This window comes from Algoriphagus mannitolivorans DSM 15301 (genome assembly GCF_000429425.1).
GTDB classification, from domain to species: Bacteria; Bacteroidota; Bacteroidia; order Cytophagales; family Cyclobacteriaceae; genus Algoriphagus; species Algoriphagus mannitolivorans.
Window position 1 is genome coordinate 350,752 of the sequence record NZ_AUBV01000001.1, and the last position, 13,885, is coordinate 364,636.

The 13,885-nt window shown below is 42.6% G+C and carries 16 protein-coding genes; 5 read left to right on the forward strand and 11 right to left on the reverse strand.

The features are described 5' to 3' along the window. Nucleotides 1-2 precede the first annotated feature (2 nt). Complete coding sequence (locus tag G458_RS0101560) at nucleotides 3-419, reverse strand: YkvA family protein (RefSeq protein WP_026950345.1); 417 nt, start codon at nucleotides 417-419, stop codon at nucleotides 3-5. 4 nt (nucleotides 420-423) lie between these two features. Beyond that, entirely contained in the window at nucleotides 424-948 is a 525-nt protein-coding gene (locus G458_RS0101565) for a DUF7935 family protein (RefSeq protein WP_026950346.1), read from the reverse strand. 113 nt (nucleotides 949-1,061) lie between these two features. Between G458_RS0101565 and G458_RS0101570 the strand changes: the two genes are divergently transcribed. Further along, nucleotides 1,062-1,376, forward strand: a complete 315-nt coding sequence (locus G458_RS0101570) for a HesB/IscA family protein (RefSeq protein ID WP_026950347.1) — start codon at nucleotides 1,062-1,064, stop codon at nucleotides 1,374-1,376. Nucleotides 1,377-1,409: 33 nt separating this feature from the next. Further along, nucleotides 1,410-1,904 carry a DUF6265 family protein gene (locus tag G458_RS0101575; RefSeq protein WP_026950348.1) on the forward strand — a complete coding sequence of 165 codons (495 nt, stop codon included), beginning with the start codon at nucleotides 1,410-1,412 and terminating at the stop codon, nucleotides 1,902-1,904. A gap of 89 nt (nucleotides 1,905-1,993) precedes the next feature. Here G458_RS0101575 and G458_RS0101580 read toward each other — a convergent pair whose 3' ends face one another. The 4 genes from G458_RS0101580 to G458_RS0101595 are packed head-to-tail and all read right to left on the reverse strand — an operon-like array spanning nucleotide 1,994 to nucleotide 4,711. Further along, entirely contained in the window at nucleotides 1,994-2,449 is a 456-nt protein-coding gene (locus tag G458_RS0101580) for a DUF4268 domain-containing protein (protein WP_026950349.1), read from the reverse strand. 5 nt (nucleotides 2,450-2,454) lie between these two features. Next, entirely contained in the window at nucleotides 2,455-2,820 is a 366-nt protein-coding gene (gene folB, locus G458_RS0101585; protein ID WP_026950350.1) for a dihydroneopterin aldolase, read from the reverse strand. Next, nucleotides 2,820-3,794, reverse strand: coding sequence for a DivIVA domain-containing protein (locus G458_RS21275; protein ID WP_051286945.1), 975 nt, complete (start codon nucleotides 3,792-3,794; stop codon nucleotides 2,820-2,822). The genes folB and G458_RS21275 overlap by 1 nt, the downstream gene beginning before the upstream one ends. Beyond that, on the reverse strand, nucleotides 3,791-4,711 hold the full coding sequence (locus tag G458_RS0101595) for a WD40 repeat domain-containing protein (protein WP_026950351.1): 921 nt from the start codon (nucleotides 4,709-4,711) through the stop codon (nucleotides 3,791-3,793). Before G458_RS0101595 ends, G458_RS21275 begins: the two co-directional genes overlap by 4 nt. A gap of 36 nt (nucleotides 4,712-4,747) precedes the next feature. Here G458_RS0101595 and G458_RS0101600 point away from each other — a divergent pair, with 36 nt between their 5' ends. Together G458_RS0101600 and G458_RS0101605 are read left to right on the forward strand one after the other, a co-directional pair. Beyond that, a complete protein-coding gene (locus G458_RS0101600; RefSeq protein WP_026950352.1) occupies nucleotides 4,748-5,377 on the forward strand; it encodes a 4'-phosphopantetheinyl transferase family protein in 630 nt (209 codons plus the stop codon). Between the two features lie 16 nt (nucleotides 5,378-5,393). Next, the gene (locus G458_RS0101605) at nucleotides 5,394-5,972 is read left to right on the forward strand and encodes a thioredoxin domain-containing protein (protein ID WP_026950353.1); all 579 of its coding nucleotides are present in this window, start codon (nucleotides 5,394-5,396) and stop codon (nucleotides 5,970-5,972) included. Here G458_RS0101605 and G458_RS0101610 read toward each other — a convergent pair. The 3 genes from G458_RS0101610 to G458_RS0101620 form a co-directional block, all read right to left on the reverse strand. After that, on the reverse strand, nucleotides 5,966-6,811 hold the full coding sequence (locus G458_RS0101610) for a transglutaminase-like domain-containing protein (RefSeq protein WP_026950354.1): 846 nt from the start codon (nucleotides 6,809-6,811) through the stop codon (nucleotides 5,966-5,968). The two genes, G458_RS0101605 and G458_RS0101610, sit on opposite strands and share 7 nt — an antisense overlap. A 35-nt stretch (nucleotides 6,812-6,846) precedes the next feature. Next, a complete protein-coding gene (locus G458_RS0101615) occupies nucleotides 6,847-8,463 on the reverse strand; it encodes an acyl-CoA carboxylase subunit beta (RefSeq protein ID WP_026950355.1) in 1,617 nt (538 codons plus the stop codon). A 135-nt stretch (nucleotides 8,464-8,598) separates the two neighbouring features. Then, nucleotides 8,599-9,399 carry an N-acetylmuramoyl-L-alanine amidase family protein gene (locus G458_RS0101620; protein ID WP_026950356.1) on the reverse strand — a complete coding sequence of 267 codons (801 nt, stop codon included), beginning with the start codon at nucleotides 9,397-9,399 and terminating at the stop codon, nucleotides 8,599-8,601. Here G458_RS0101620 and G458_RS0101625 point away from each other — a divergent pair. Next, on the forward strand, nucleotides 9,398-12,193 hold the full coding sequence (locus G458_RS0101625) for a putative LPS assembly protein LptD (RefSeq protein WP_084438797.1): 2,796 nt from the start codon (nucleotides 9,398-9,400) through the stop codon (nucleotides 12,191-12,193). The genes G458_RS0101620 and G458_RS0101625 overlap by 2 nt on opposite strands. Nucleotides 12,194-12,233: 40 nt before the next feature. On the opposite strand, the gene G458_RS0101630 is transcribed toward G458_RS0101625, so the two are convergent. Continuing rightward, the gene (locus G458_RS0101630) at nucleotides 12,234-12,587 is read right to left on the reverse strand and encodes a four helix bundle protein (RefSeq protein WP_026950358.1); all 354 of its coding nucleotides are present in this window, start codon (nucleotides 12,585-12,587) and stop codon (nucleotides 12,234-12,236) included. 71 nt (nucleotides 12,588-12,658) lie between these two features. Then, complete coding sequence (locus tag G458_RS0101635) at nucleotides 12,659-13,873, reverse strand: arginine deiminase (RefSeq protein ID WP_026950359.1); 1,215 nt, start codon at nucleotides 13,871-13,873, stop codon at nucleotides 12,659-12,661. Nucleotides 13,874-13,885: the final 12 nt, after the last annotated feature.

Genomic DNA, 13,885 nt, shown 5'->3' on the forward strand with positions numbered 1-13,885 from the left:
ACTTAGATATCTTGGGTTCGCTCCCATTCCAAAAAACTCTCAACCTCGTCTCTGACTTTTGCATACACTGCCATGATCACAGACAAGTCATCTGCAAATCCGAGAAATCCCAAAAAATCAGGGATGATATCCAATGGAGAAATGAAATAAACCAAAGCCAGTACTATCAAGCCCAAAGTACTATAGGCCATTTTATGCTCCCCTCGAAAATGAGCCTTGAGCATTCGGATAAATATCTGGATTGGCTGGAGAAATTTCTGGACTTTTGGATTGCCCTTTACTTTGGATAATTTGGTTAGGGTCTTCTGCACGAGCTCTACCAGTTTCTGTTCTTGCCGAATAATAGCCTCCACCTGCTTTCCAAAAAGAGCTTTAGCGCGGTCAAGGATATTTTTCGGTTTTTCGGGTAAAACTGCCATACTACTAGAAATAAAGCTGCACTTCGGATTTCACCTGCTTCAAGGCATAGGAAATCGCATCATTTTTTCGATCCAATGAAATTGCAAAAATTGCCTTGGCAAAATCCATCCCAGTTGCCTCTTCGTTTTCCAAAGACTGTCTTCCGAGATTGATAATCGTCACCACCTCCTCCACAGCCCGACGCACAGACTCCCAAGTTTCATCCGAGAAATACACTTGCTGGCTCAGGTTGTGGTTAAACTCCTCCCTTACTTCATTCAACAGCATAGGGTGAAGCTCTGAGGCAGAAAATTGATTGGGATTGGATCTTCTTACCAGATTATTGGGAGTTATTCTTTCCAACAAAAGACAAAGCCTTTCGGCTGCCTGAAGTCGAATAGGCATGATGGTTTGAGAATTCTGGGTTTTTAGATCCACTAGCATTTTTTCACGCTCTTTGGAGAGAAAGGACATGACCACGAGGTACATGCCATACAAAACTGCCGCAGCGGGTAGAATCAGTTTGAGAAGATCTAGAAAGTATTCCATGGATGAGATTTAGTATTCGAATATCAGCAATTCTGATTAGTCAAAAAACCGGCCGAATCGATAATTTTACGGCAGATTCTGAACCAAAGACAAAAAAAATTGATTTTTCCCGCATGCTGATCCCCATCCAAATCACCCCAAAAGCACAAGCAGAAATCAAGCACATCATGGCTACCAAGAATATTCCTGAGGATTATTTTTTAAGAGTTGGAGTGAAAGGCGGTGGTTGTGGAGGAATGTCTTATGCTTTAGGATTTGATAAGGCCAAGCCTGAAGATCAGCAATTTGAGATTGCCGGAATCCCGGTTTTGATTGAAAAAAAACATTATATGTTTTTGATGGGTATGCAGGTGGATTTCTTTGAAAGTGATGAAGCGAGAGGCTTCACTTTCGTCAATCCTGACATTCCGAAGCGACATGATTTGTGATTTTTTCAATAACTTCAAGCAAAAGCCTCAGCCATGAAGATTATTCCCGCACTCATCTTTTTCCTGACAATCAGTCATATTTCTTTGTCCCAAGTCAAGGTTCTTGAAGAGGATCAGGTACCCGGAAAAGGAAATGTTTCTGACCTCAGTTGGATGGTCGGTTATTGGACCGGGCCTGGATTAGGAGGTGAATGCGAAGAAGTCTGGATGCCTGCTGTAGATGGGCATATGATAGGAACTTTTCGTATGTGGCAGGATGGAGAGCTGGTATTTTCGGAGTTTATGAATATGATTCAGGATGGAGAAAGCGTCTCTCTAAAGCTAAAGCACTTTAATCCCGATTTGACTGGATGGGAAGAAAAAGATAAATGGACCACATTCAAACTAATCGAAATGGGCTCCCAGGAGGCCTATTTCAGCGGATTGACATTTAAAAGATCCGGTGACCAACTCAGTATTTTTCTATCCTTGATTCAGAATGGTGAACGCAAAATCGAGGAATTTCGGTTTACCAGAACATCGCTTTAGTTGAGGTCATTTCACTTTGGGAAAATAATCCGGCTTCACCTTAATTTCAGAAAAAATGAATTCTGATCTCTGGCTAGCAAATAAGCCTTTCACTCCTCAAAACCCGGCTTTACATTATCCCAGAACTCATCCAAAGCGATGATTCTTGGCTTGAGAAAGGCGATGATTTTTGGCCAATCCTCTTTTTCCATCACATTCACTCCTGGTAGCACTTTTTCGATTTTGGATACAGGCTGACCCATTTCATTTTTTTGATGCAGCCTCCAGTCCCACTCTTCACCCAAGCTGGCTTTTAGTAGGTTTTTCAGCTCTTTAAACTGATCAAAAAACAATTCCTGCATTTCTGGATCATGGTGTCCCAATTCAATTCCAACAGAAGCAAAACCACGTTCGGCTCTCATTCGGAAGTAAATATCCTTGATTCCGGTTTTGTAATTTGGCCAGTTGATTTTTCTGCCCTTTGCATTAGGGACGGGCTTCATATATTGTCCAAACGCGATCCAGAATTCAGATCGGATCTTGGAAGTTTCGGCTCGACTGTACATGGAATTCAGGCAAAATCCTCTGGATAACCCACCGTCACGGCAGAATATTGAACAATCCCACCCAAAGCTGGATGATGCTTTTTTAGGGTAAGCTTTATGGTTTTCACGTTCGGATATACTTCCAATATGTCGCTGATGATCCGATGCCCCAAATGTTCCAGCAACTTGACTTTGACATCCATTCTGGCCTTAATCAGCTGATATAGCTTGGCATAATCCACTGTGCCTTTGAGATTGTCATGAAGCATGGCCTCCCTAAAATCTGTCTCCAATTCCAAATCCAAGGTGAAACGATTGCCCAGGACAGATTCTTCCGGGTAGGCGCCATGGTAAGCATGGAATTCAATTCCCTCAAGGGCTACTTTTCCCATCAGTCAAATTGGTCAAAAAATGATCCTGAGGACTTTTTGGGATCCTCCTGTTTGGGCTCTTCTATTTGTGGCTCCGACTCATCTTGAGCCATAATTTCCTCTTGAATCTCCTCTTCTTGTTCCGGTTCCTCTTCTACTTCTTCCTCCGCTACAAAGGGTTCTTCTTCAATTACTTCCTCTTCCTGTTCTGGGATTTCTCCCAATTCTTCCAACTCATGTTCTAGCGCATCGACACTCTCCTGAGTGGTTTCATCCAAATGGGCATTGGTCATGTCCTCCTCAAATTGCTCCTCGGGTTCGTCTTCCTTGTGTGGAATTGCCGGTGGAACAGAGGCAGCCAAAGTAGCCACATTGGCCACGGTGAAATGACTGGAACGACTGAGTTCCTCCATAGCTCTTTGATAAGCTTTAGCGTCAATTCGGAAAAAATGCGCGTCGGAAAGTTCAATTTGATTCAATGCATCCTGAGAAAGTCGCTTCAAGCTTTTGACTAAAGCTTCTCTCTGCTCCAGAAGTCCGTCATAGCTTCTGACCAGGCTCTGCATACTTTCACGAATTTCCTTGATGGTTTCTTTGGCCTTAACCTCTGCGGCGGAAGTAATTACCCTGGCATTTTCATCGGCTTGCTTTTTTACCTGCTCCGCATATTGCTGGGCATTTTTGGTCATTTCCTCTGCGATTTGATTAGCTTCGGAGATTATCTGATCGGCAGCTTCTGTGGCTTCGGTTATAATGGTCGCTCCTGTATCCTCAGCGGTTTTGAGGGTTCTAAACAGAGAATCTTCCACGTCCTTAAGGCGCTTGGCTTCCCCCTCTACCTGCTGCAATTTGCTTCGGAGTTCCAGGTTTTCCTGGTTGATTTGCTCCATGGCGACACTCATTTCTTCCAAAAAGGCCGAAACCTCTTTTTTTTCATATCCTCGAAAGGCTGTTTCAAATGCTTTTTGTCGTATTGCAGTAGGTGATATTTTCATAAGTTTTCAGCTTCTATTTGCCAAATTGAAATGGTTCGGTCGTCAGAAATGGAGACCACTTGACCAGAGTAAGTGCTCCAAAGAATTTTATTGATAGAGGTTCCGTGCCCGGCATTCCTGGCTTTGTCAATGACTTTGAGAAGCTTACGGTTTTCCACATCCCAAACTTTAATTGATTTATCCATTGAGCAGGTCACCAAGAATCTTCCGTCCTCTTTGAAAGATAAATAATTAATGGCAAACATATGTGCCACAATGTTCTCTTCCAGGCTATAATTTGAAGTCTTCCAAAATTTAAGGTGGGCGTCCCTCCCTCCACTGCAGAGCAGCGATTCATCCGGGGAATAGGCAAGGGCAAAAACCGAATTGCTATGCCCGTTCAGATTTGTAATGGGTTCAAATCCATTGGAGAGATCTAGGATTTTTATGGTATGATCGCTCAAGCCAATCGCGAGGTGCTTTTTCCCGGAAGCAATGCTCATCACCCGAATGCTTTTGGAGCTCAACTTGATATGCTTTTTTACTGCCCGCTCTTCTACATCCACTACCACTAAAATCCCATCCCCAGTCCCTACAAAGATTTCCTTCCCGAAAATCTTGATGTCAAATATGGCCTGATTGGTCAGCTGAAGGCTCCAAAGCTCCTTGTTTTCATTAAGATCTATGACATGGATTCCTTCGAAATTATGTCCGATGACCAGCAGGTTTCGTTCACGGTCCACTTCCAAGGCATAGACGGAATTGGGCAGTTTTGCGATCAATTTTCCGTCTTTGGGATGATCCAAATCCCACTCGACAACCATGCCATCCCCTGCCCCGGTATAAAAAAATCGGGGATCACTCCCCTCTGCCAAAGCATAAATGCAGTCATTATGCCCTGTCAATGTGTGTAATTTATTTACTTGAATTTTTACCATATATTGGTCGGAATGTCCTTGGTCCTAAGTAGGCCTATGCAAACAAAAATAGAAAAAATAGATTCTTCCTCTGCGATTGCCATAAAGATAATCGAAGTTCAGGAAGTAGAGGCGATGGATTTCTTGAGTTTCCGTGAGAAACTCTCCTATGCAAATATTTCTCACCCCGAGAAGAAAAAAGAATGGGCCACTGCAAGACTGGCCATTCACGATGCCTTGAATTTACTCCAAGAACCCTATCCGGGATTTTTCAAAGATGAACATGGTAAATCCCAATCCATGAACGGAAGGGGCTATGTATCTCTCAGTCATACCCCAGGATATGCCAGTGCGATTTACCATCTGGAACAGGCCGTCGGGATTGACATGGATTTGATCCGGGAGAAAATCCTCAGAATTGGAAAAAGGTTTTTGGATTCTACGGAATTGGACTTTCTGGACAAAGACCCAGAACACTTCACGATGGCTTGGTCTGCCAAGGAATCCATTTTCAAATGTCAGGGAAAAAGAGGGGTTTCTTTCCGGGAAAACATCCTCCTAGAACCCTTTTCATCTGATTCTTCGGTAATTAAAGGGAAAATTCGGGGTACGGACTTTGCGGACCATCACTATACGGTACAGGTAAAGAAGCTTGGAGAAGTGATTCTAACCTACACCATTTGGTAACCCAAAAATTAGCATCATGAAAAAATTCATCCTTCTTCTTGCCCTAATTGTCGGCGCCCAATCTATATCTTTTTCTCAGTCTTATGATGACTTGACTGCGGTAGATGCTGTGACAGGAAAATCATTGGTGCTTGGCAAAATGATCTCTGGAAGAGGGATGGTTTTGATTTTTCATTCTCTCAATTGCCCTTTTGCGAAAATGTATGAAGGAAGGATCAAAAAGATCAAAGAAACTTTCCAATCTCAAGGAATAGGTTTTGCCTTGATCAATCCTGAGATCGGTAATTCCGAATCGGAACAAATCCCCCTTCGAAATTACATTGACGACAGTGGCTTAAACATGTCCTATCTGATCGATGCCGGACAAGCTTGGACCAAGCTTTTTCAAGTCACCAAAATCCCTGAAGTTTTGGTCTTGGTACCCGGAAATGAAGGCTTGATGATCAAGTACCGTGGTGCAATAGACAACAATCCTCAAGCGGAAACCGCAGTGACAGAACGACATTTGGAAAGGGCTCTTAATCAAATTCTAAAGCGGGAAGAACCTATGGCCGCTCAAGTGAGAGCTGTGGGATGTAATATCAGATCTTATTGAGATTCCAGGATGGTGATCAACTCCTGAATTTCCATCACCTTATTGGCCTCCCCCAATTTTTCGAAGGAATGTGCAAGATTTCGCAATGATCTCATGATAATGTCCAAATGTGCACAGGGCTCAAAAAACTCCTCTTTGGGTGGAATTTTGAGATGATCCAGGTAATTATAAATATCCTGTCGGCTAAAGACCAAACCTTTGTTGAAGGCATTGATGTAAAAAGTGATGTCCTGGGATTTATAAGTCAGAATAAAAAGATTTGGCAAGTTGACTCCATAGATCGGCAAACCAAGCTTTTTGGCCACCAATAAATAGATTGCACAGAGGGTAATGGGGTTGCCCTTTTTCGTATCCAAAACTGTGGAAAGCATGCTGTTTCCCGGAGAATGGAAATTCTTCGTATTTGCAGAAAACCTCAAGGTGTTAAACAGAACATTATTGATGATTCTCACCTGATCATAAGGCTGGAGATCATTTTTGAAGGAAGTCCAAACCTCAAAGTAGATTTGATGCATTTCCGCATTGAGCTTTTCATACTCCAGATCAGGATATTGGTAGGTATTTAAGATCCAAAGTCCTGTAAGCAGATCTCTGTCTTCTGTTTCTTTCCATTCTTTCAGTCTTTTTTTCAGAAGGGAAAATTGAAGATCATGAACCAAATCTTCAATTTCCTTTTGGACTTCAGGATTGAAACTTGTCTCCCACTTTTGCTCTAAAAAAGGTATTACCTCGGCACCCAAGGAAATAATCCGGTCTCTGACGTGATTTTTCACCTCCAAATCCGGATCATCCAGAAGAGATACCAAAGCATTCAACTCAGCAGGTGTCAGTTCTTTCATGCGAGAAAATTACGATACTATAAGTTACGAAAAGATCAGGTCTGAATCACCCCTACGTTGAATCTTTCAGTAATTGGCGAATGATTTGCTGCCTCAATCCCCATAGAAATGACTTTTCTTGTTTCCCGAGGATCAATTACTCCATCTACCCAAAGTCTGGCCGCCGCATAATACGGACTGAGTTCTTTGTTGTATTTGGAAATGATTTCCTCCAAAAGCTGATTTTCCTCCTCTTCGGAAATTACCTTCCCGGCTTTTTTGAGAGATGAAACTTTGATTTGAAGCAATGTTTTGGCAGCCGATGCACCAGACATCACCGCCATTTGAGCTGAAGGCCAGGAGAAAATTAACCTTGGATCATAGGCTTTTCCGCACATGGCATAATTGCCGGCTCCGTAAGAATTCCCTACGATAATGGTGAATTTTGGAACCACTGAATTGGCCATGGCATTGACCATTTTCGCTCCGTCTTTGATAATGCCACCATGCTCTGCTTTAGAACCAACCATAAATCCACTCACATCCTGAATAAACAAAAGGGGAATGTTTCTTTGGTTGCAATTCATGATAAAGCGGGCGGCTTTATCCGCAGAATCTGAATAAATCACCCCTCCCATTTGCATTTCACCTTTGGAGGTCTTGACTATTTTTCGCTGGTTGGCTACGATTCCGACAGCCCAGCCATCGATTCTGGCGGTCCCGCAGATCAAGGTTTTGCCATAGTCCTTTTTGTATTCCTCAATTTCTCCTCCATCAACAATTCCCGCCAAAATATCCAACATATCATAAGGCTTCACCCGATCTACCGGGAAGGTTTCCAAGAGCTGATCAGGTGTGATGGAAGGATTTTTGGCTTCAATCCGATCAAAACCTGCTTTTGGTTTTGCTCCCAACGTGGAAAAGATTTTACGGATAGCATCCAAGCATTCCTGATCATTTTCGTATTTGTTGTCTGTCACTCCGGAGATTTCACAATGGGTAGTGGCACCGCCTAAGGTTTCGTTATCCACACTTTCTCCGATCGCAGCTTTAACCAAATAGGAGCCAGCTAAGAAAATTGAGCCTGTTTTATCCACAATCAACGCCTCATCAGACATAATTGGGAGATAGGCGCCACCTGCTACGCAGCTCCCCATGATGGCAGCTACTTGTACGATACCCAATGCCGACATTTTTGCATTATTGCGAAACTGACGGCCAAAGTGTTCTTTATCCGGAAAAATCTCATTTTGCATGGGAAGAAAAACACCGGCACTATCTACCAAATAAATAATCGGCAGATGGTTTTCCATAGCGACTTCCTGGGCTCTGAGATTCTTTTTAGCAGTCATAGGAAACCATGCTCCAGCCTTGACTGTGGCGTCGTTGGCTACGATCACACACATTCTTCCGCTCACATATCCTATCCCTGCCACCACCCCTGCGGAAGGACATCCTCCCTCCTCTTCATACATTTCATCTGCAGCAAAGGCGCCTATTTCCAAAAATTCTGAGCCTTTGTCTATCAGGTAATCAATTCTTTCTCTAGCTGTTAGCTTTCCCTTTTCATGCTCTTTGGCAATCCTTTTAGGGCCGCCTCCCAAGCGGACTTCTGTAATTTTTTGATTCAGGACTTGAAGCAAATCCTGAAAATTAGTTGGCGTAGCATTCATGGTTAGTTTTTGGGTTTGGGTTTATATTCTTCAAAAGAAACTCAGCCTGAAAGTATAAAGTTTGCCTCAAAAGCTATAAAAAAATGCCCTGATCTTTTCAGAACAGGGCATTTTAGAGAGAATTAATTTTAGTGGTTATTTCCCTTCGATTTGCTCTTTGTAATCCCTAATAGATCTATAAATGGCTGAAGCCATGTACTCTTGGCCTTGTTTAGACATTAGAAACTGCTCTTCAGCAGAGTTGGAGAGAAATCCCAGCTCCACCAAAACACTGGGCATGGAAGGAGTCCATAGGACATAAAAAGGACCATGTTTCACCCCGCGACTTTTTCTCCCTACCCGATCCCTAAATTGAGTTTCGATGTGTTCGGCTAAAGTGATGCTGTTTCCGATGTAAGCTTTTTGGGTAAGGTTAAAAAGCATGTAAGACTCAGGAGAGGTAGGGTCAAAACCTTCATATTCTTCTTCGTAATTGTCTTCCAAAAGAATTACGGAGTTTTCTTTCTTCACAATGTCAAAATTCGCTTCGAAATGCTTGGTACCCATGACAAATGTCTCAGTTCCAAACGCTGCTCTATTGGTTGCAGAATTTGAATGAATGGAGACAAATAAATCTGCTTTATTATTATTAGCAATTTGAGGTCGCTTTTTCAACTCAGGAAAACTGTCGTCATTACGAGTGTAAATCACTTCAACATCAGGCATGTTTTCCTTGATGTACTTGCCTACCAGCAAGGTAACGGCTAGGTTGATGTCCTTTTCTCTGGACCTAGAACCGATATTTCCCGGATCTTTTCCACCATGACCTGCATCTAAAACAATTTTTTTCATCCTAAAAGCAGGCATCATCGTTTCATCAGGAATAAATCCGCCAAACAAAAAGGGAATTGCTATAAGAAAACTTAAGAGAATTTTTTTGTTATTGAACCGTTCCATGAGGGCAATCGAATTAACTTTACGCAAAATTTCAACCAAATTAAACAAAGAGCAAGCCACAGTGTCGGGTTTTAGAATCCTTTTTTTAGTGATTTCATTTTTGGGGCTGTTTTCCCATACCTCGAAGGCTCAGCGTCCTTCTAGACCTCCCCGGGAGAAAGTACTCGTGGCTCCAGACACTTTGGTACCTCCTGCACGAAACCCCATGTTTTCGGATTCTCTCCTGATCCGGCAAGACACTTTGATCAAAGCTGATTCGGCAAAAATTATGCCCAGGAGTACAATCCAAACAGAGATTCTCTATTTCGCAGAGGACAGTATTGTTACAGATTTCGTGGAAAATAAAGTTTACCTCTACAAAAACGCATGGTTTGAGTATGGGCAAATGAAGCTTGAAGCAGACCGGATCGTCATTGATTGGAAAAACTCAGAACTCTATGCTTCTGGAGTGACGGATAGCTTGGGAAATGTGAGCGGAAATCCATTCTTCAAGGATCAGGGAACTACCTATGAGATCCGAAAAGAAATGCGTTATAATTTCAAAACTCAAAAAGCCATCATCAAAGATGTGGTTACTGAGCAACAAGACGGAATTCTGCGAGGAACTACGATCAAAAAAACAGAGGATGGAAGCATCTACCTCGATCATGGGTTCTACACCACCTGTAAGTTAACCAAGCCTCATTGGCATATTTCCTCCAACAAACTCAAATCCATTCAGGGAAAACAAATAGTCTCTGGACCATTTAATCTTTATTTCAACGGAATCCCGACTCCTCTTGGTCTTCCTTTTGGGATTATACCGGATACCCCGGAAGAAAAAGCTTCAGGAATAGTTTTCCCAAGCTATGGTAAGGAGCAGGTGCGTGGACTTTATCTACGAGACTTCGGCTACTACTTTGCCTTCAATGATTATATCCATGCAAGAGTCACAGGAGATATCTATTCCAAGGGAGGTTGGGGGCTGAAATCCCAGGCTATTTATACCAAAAGGTATCGCTTCAGCGGGGGCTTCAATGTCGATTTTCAAAAATTTGTCAGCCCCGAAACAGAGCTTAATCCAGTCAACTACAACACTTTTCGTGTCCAATGGAATCACTCCCCAGTGACAAGAGGCTCAAGCAGGTTCTCAGCCTCTGTGAATGCTGGTTCTACGAGTTATTTCAACAATGTGATCAGCCAGAATAACTATACCAACAACATCACTGCTGATCTGAATTCAAATATCTCCTACTCCAAGACTTTCACGGGTACTCCTTTTTCCATGTCTGCAAATTTCAGACACTCCCAAAGTGTGCAGACAGGAGAAGTAAGACTGGACTTGCCAACGGTTTCTATGAACATGAACCGTCAAAGCCCATTCAAAAACGTGGAATTTGAGCCTCTAAAAACTCTGAATATTGCCTGGAATTTCAACCTACAGAATACCATATCCAATAGAATCACTGAGCAAAATGGCGTTGGAACTGAAGGATCTACTGGCAGCTTGGAAACCATCCCATTTACCTTGGGGAATTTTGGTCTTCTTCTTCAGAATGCCAATAATGGCGCAAGAAATACCATCCCTCTAAGCTCGAATTTCACTCTATTCAAATATTTCACAGGAACTGCGGCTGTGAATTACACCGAGCTTTGGTACATGCAGAGGCTCAGCTACTATTATAATCCCGCGACAGAACGGGTGGATCAGATCATTCAAGATGGATTTAACCGAGTGGGCTTTTTCAATAGTTCCTTTTCCATGAACACCAACTTTTATGGTTTTTACAATTTTAAAGGAAAAGGGAAATTACAAACCATCCGCCATCACATGGCTCCGACTTTTTCTTTTAATTATACACCGGATTTCTCCGCTCCTTCCTTTGGGTATTACCAGGAAGTGCAGGTGGATGAAACCGGAAGAACCCAACTCTACTCACGGCACAATGGCTTTATTTTCGGAGGGGCTCCACTAGGCGAATCCAGATCCTTAAGCTTCGGACTCAGAAATGTTTTGGAAGGAAAAATCAAAACCGAAACAGATTCCACCGAGGCAAGCACCAAGAAAATCCCGATCCTGGAATCCCTCAACCTGAATGGAGCCTACAATATTGCGGCAGATTCTTTCAATCTCTCTAATATTTCCATCTCCGCAAGAACTAGCTTATTCAATAGAAAGCTATCCGTGAACGTAAGTTCTACGCTGGATCCATATGCGGTAAATCAGACTTCAAGCGAAAACCAATCTTCCCCGACATTCCAAAGAGTCAACCAATACGCTTGGAAAAACGGTCAAGGGATAGGGACGTTAAGAAACGCCACCCTTAATCTAAGCGCATCCCTCAATCCCCGAGGCGGACAAAATCCCGGTGAAGTTCGGGATGAATTGACACAGGATTTTTTACAGAGAGGCGGGGTAATGAATGAATTTGCTCAGCAGGAAATCAACAGGATCGTATCTGATCCTAGTCAGTATATAGATTGGGATATTCCATGGAACTTGTCTTTGGGATATAATCTATCCTATTTCAAGCAAGTCAATAATTCCACCAATATCACTCAAGGAGTTAACCTCAGCGGTGATGTCTCCTTGAGTGAAAAATGGAAAATCAACTTCAACACGAGTTATGATTTCCAATCACAGGAATTTGCACAAACCATGATTGGAATTGCGAGGGATTTGCATTGCTGGCAAATGAATGTCAATTGGATTCCTTTTGGAAGATTTACTTCCTATAACATTGATATCCGAGTGAAATCAAGCATTCTCCAAGATCTGAAAGTCTCCCGAAGAAGATCCTTCTTTGACCGTTAGTTGATTGGGGATTTCAGATTGGGGATTTGGGATTGATTCATTAAGCCTTTGTTGATTTTGCAGTTTTTATGGTTGCAATAAAAATTGATAGTAACTGATTGCATTCCTCCCAAATAGGATCAATTAATTCATTTGAGGCTAAACCCGACTCTTTAATGATTTCAAGCCAATATAGAGTTTCATCGGCCTCCTCCTCCACAATTCCAAGTTTGGCTATAAATTCTGCCTTTGATCTAGCTCGAAGAGCTGACCGATAATTTGCCCCTACTGATGTTGCAGATCGAATAATTTGGTTACAGATGGGATAAGTGCTTGTCCTTTTGGGAAGATTTTCAGTCATTTTTATAACACTTATTGCGAAAGCTTTTGACCTAAATTTTAAAAGTTCTTTCATGGCTAGGATAGGATTTAGATAACTAATTTAATCCAAGCTCATCCGAAATCCGAAATCACCAATCCGGGATTTTAGACTCTAGATCGACTGAGTGGCATAGTCATACACCTTGGTCCTCCAAGTCCTCTGCTAAGTTCTGAACTGGGGATTTCGAGAACCTCCACCCCCATATTTCTGAGTGCCCGGTTGGTATGGATGTTTCGGTTGTAAGAAATAACCCGTCTAGGACCAACCGCAAAAACATTTGCACCATCAAACCATTGCTCCCTCATGGAATAGTCTGGATTTCCATCTGCCGTGGCTAACACCTCCAAATGCGGTATTTCTCTTCGCAAAATCGTCAACAGAGACTCCTTCAAAACCTCCCGTTTGATATTTACCCGATCTCCTTGGACATCCTTTAAGGTGTAAAGAGAGGTTTGGAGCACAGCATTCATTGCATCTGGATAGGTCCCAACCAGATTTTCATCCAGCAAGGTAAAAACTGTATCCAAATGCATGTACTGCCTCTTTTTGGGCAAGTGAACTTCATAAACGCGCTTGACCGTCCCCTCTCCCAAAAGGGCTTTGGCTGCATGATAGATTGCCTTTTCATCCGTTCTTTCGGAGTTGCCAATAGCCACTGCCTCATGGGAAAGAATAATCACATCTCCACCTTCTATACTGGGCGGATTATCATGCCCATTGACAGGGTAAAGAGTGTTCACATGATCCTTGAAATCCGGGTGATTTTCAAAAATCGTCCTGAGCAAGTTTGCTTCACGCTGCCGTCCTTCCATTTTCATCGAGGAAAAAATTATTCCTCCGGGCGTAAGGGCCATTGGATCCCTTTGAAAATAGAGGTTGGGACAAGGCGCGATTGCAAAAGCCGAATCCATCAACTCACCGGATTCCAAATTTGGAATCTTCCGCTTTAGCTCATGGATTTTAAGCCCCGCGGTTAGGATAGTTGCACATTCAGCAGTAGAAAATCGCTGCAATATTTCTTCTGCAAGTTGAGAGAGACCCGAACGCTTGAGCGAATCCTGCATGAGCCTCAATAATATTGACTGATCGTACAAAACGCGGATCAGCAGTTCCCTCAACTGGTACACAGTAGCTCCGGTAGTGTCTTTGATTAAATTTGAAAATGCGTCGTGTTCTTGCTGAAGTGCTTCCAAATACGGCACATCTTCAAACAGGAGATAATCTTTATTGTATGGTGTCAAGCGGTCAATTTCTTTCCCGGGTCTATGCATCAGAACTGCCTTCAAGGTCCCAAACTCAGAATTTATACGAAGGTTCATATTTCTATTTAT

Coding starts and splice junctions, on each gene's coding strand:
- G458_RS0101560 (WP_026950345.1), bottom strand. CDS start 419: ATGGCAGTTTTACCCGAAAAACCGAAAAATATCCTTGACCGCGCTAAA.
- G458_RS0101565 (WP_026950346.1), bottom strand. CDS start 948: ATGGAATACTTTCTAGATCTTCTCAAACTGATTCTACCCGCTGCGGCA.
- G458_RS0101570 (WP_026950347.1), top strand. CDS start 1,062: ATGCTGATCCCCATCCAAATCACCCCAAAAGCACAAGCAGAAATCAAG.
- G458_RS0101575 (WP_026950348.1), top strand. CDS start 1,410: ATGAAGATTATTCCCGCACTCATCTTTTTCCTGACAATCAGTCATATT.
- G458_RS0101580 (WP_026950349.1), bottom strand. CDS start 2,449: ATGTACAGTCGAGCCGAAACTTCCAAGATCCGATCTGAATTCTGGATC.
- folB (WP_026950350.1), bottom strand. CDS start 2,820: ATGGGAAAAGTAGCCCTTGAGGGAATTGAATTCCATGCTTACCATGGC.
- G458_RS21275 (WP_051286945.1), bottom strand. CDS start 3,794: ATGAAAATATCACCTACTGCAATACGACAAAAAGCATTTGAAACAGCC.
- G458_RS0101595 (WP_026950351.1), bottom strand. CDS start 4,711: ATGGTAAAAATTCAAGTAAATAAATTACACACATTGACAGGGCATAAT.
- G458_RS0101600 (WP_026950352.1), top strand. CDS start 4,748: ATGCAAACAAAAATAGAAAAAATAGATTCTTCCTCTGCGATTGCCATA.
- G458_RS0101605 (WP_026950353.1), top strand. CDS start 5,394: ATGAAAAAATTCATCCTTCTTCTTGCCCTAATTGTCGGCGCCCAATCT.
- G458_RS0101610 (WP_026950354.1), bottom strand. CDS start 6,811: ATGAAAGAACTGACACCTGCTGAGTTGAATGCTTTGGTATCTCTTCTG.
- G458_RS0101615 (WP_026950355.1), bottom strand. CDS start 8,463: ATGAATGCTACGCCAACTAATTTTCAGGATTTGCTTCAAGTCCTGAAT.
- G458_RS0101625 (WP_084438797.1), top strand. CDS start 9,398: ATGAGGGCAATCGAATTAACTTTACGCAAAATTTCAACCAAATTAAAC.
- G458_RS0101620 (WP_026950356.1), bottom strand. CDS start 9,399: ATGGAACGGTTCAATAACAAAAAAATTCTCTTAAGTTTTCTTATAGCA.
- G458_RS0101630 (WP_026950358.1), bottom strand. CDS start 12,587: ATGAAAGAACTTTTAAAATTTAGGTCAAAAGCTTTCGCAATAAGTGTT.
- G458_RS0101635 (WP_026950359.1), bottom strand. CDS start 13,873: ATGAACCTTCGTATAAATTCTGAGTTTGGGACCTTGAAGGCAGTTCTG.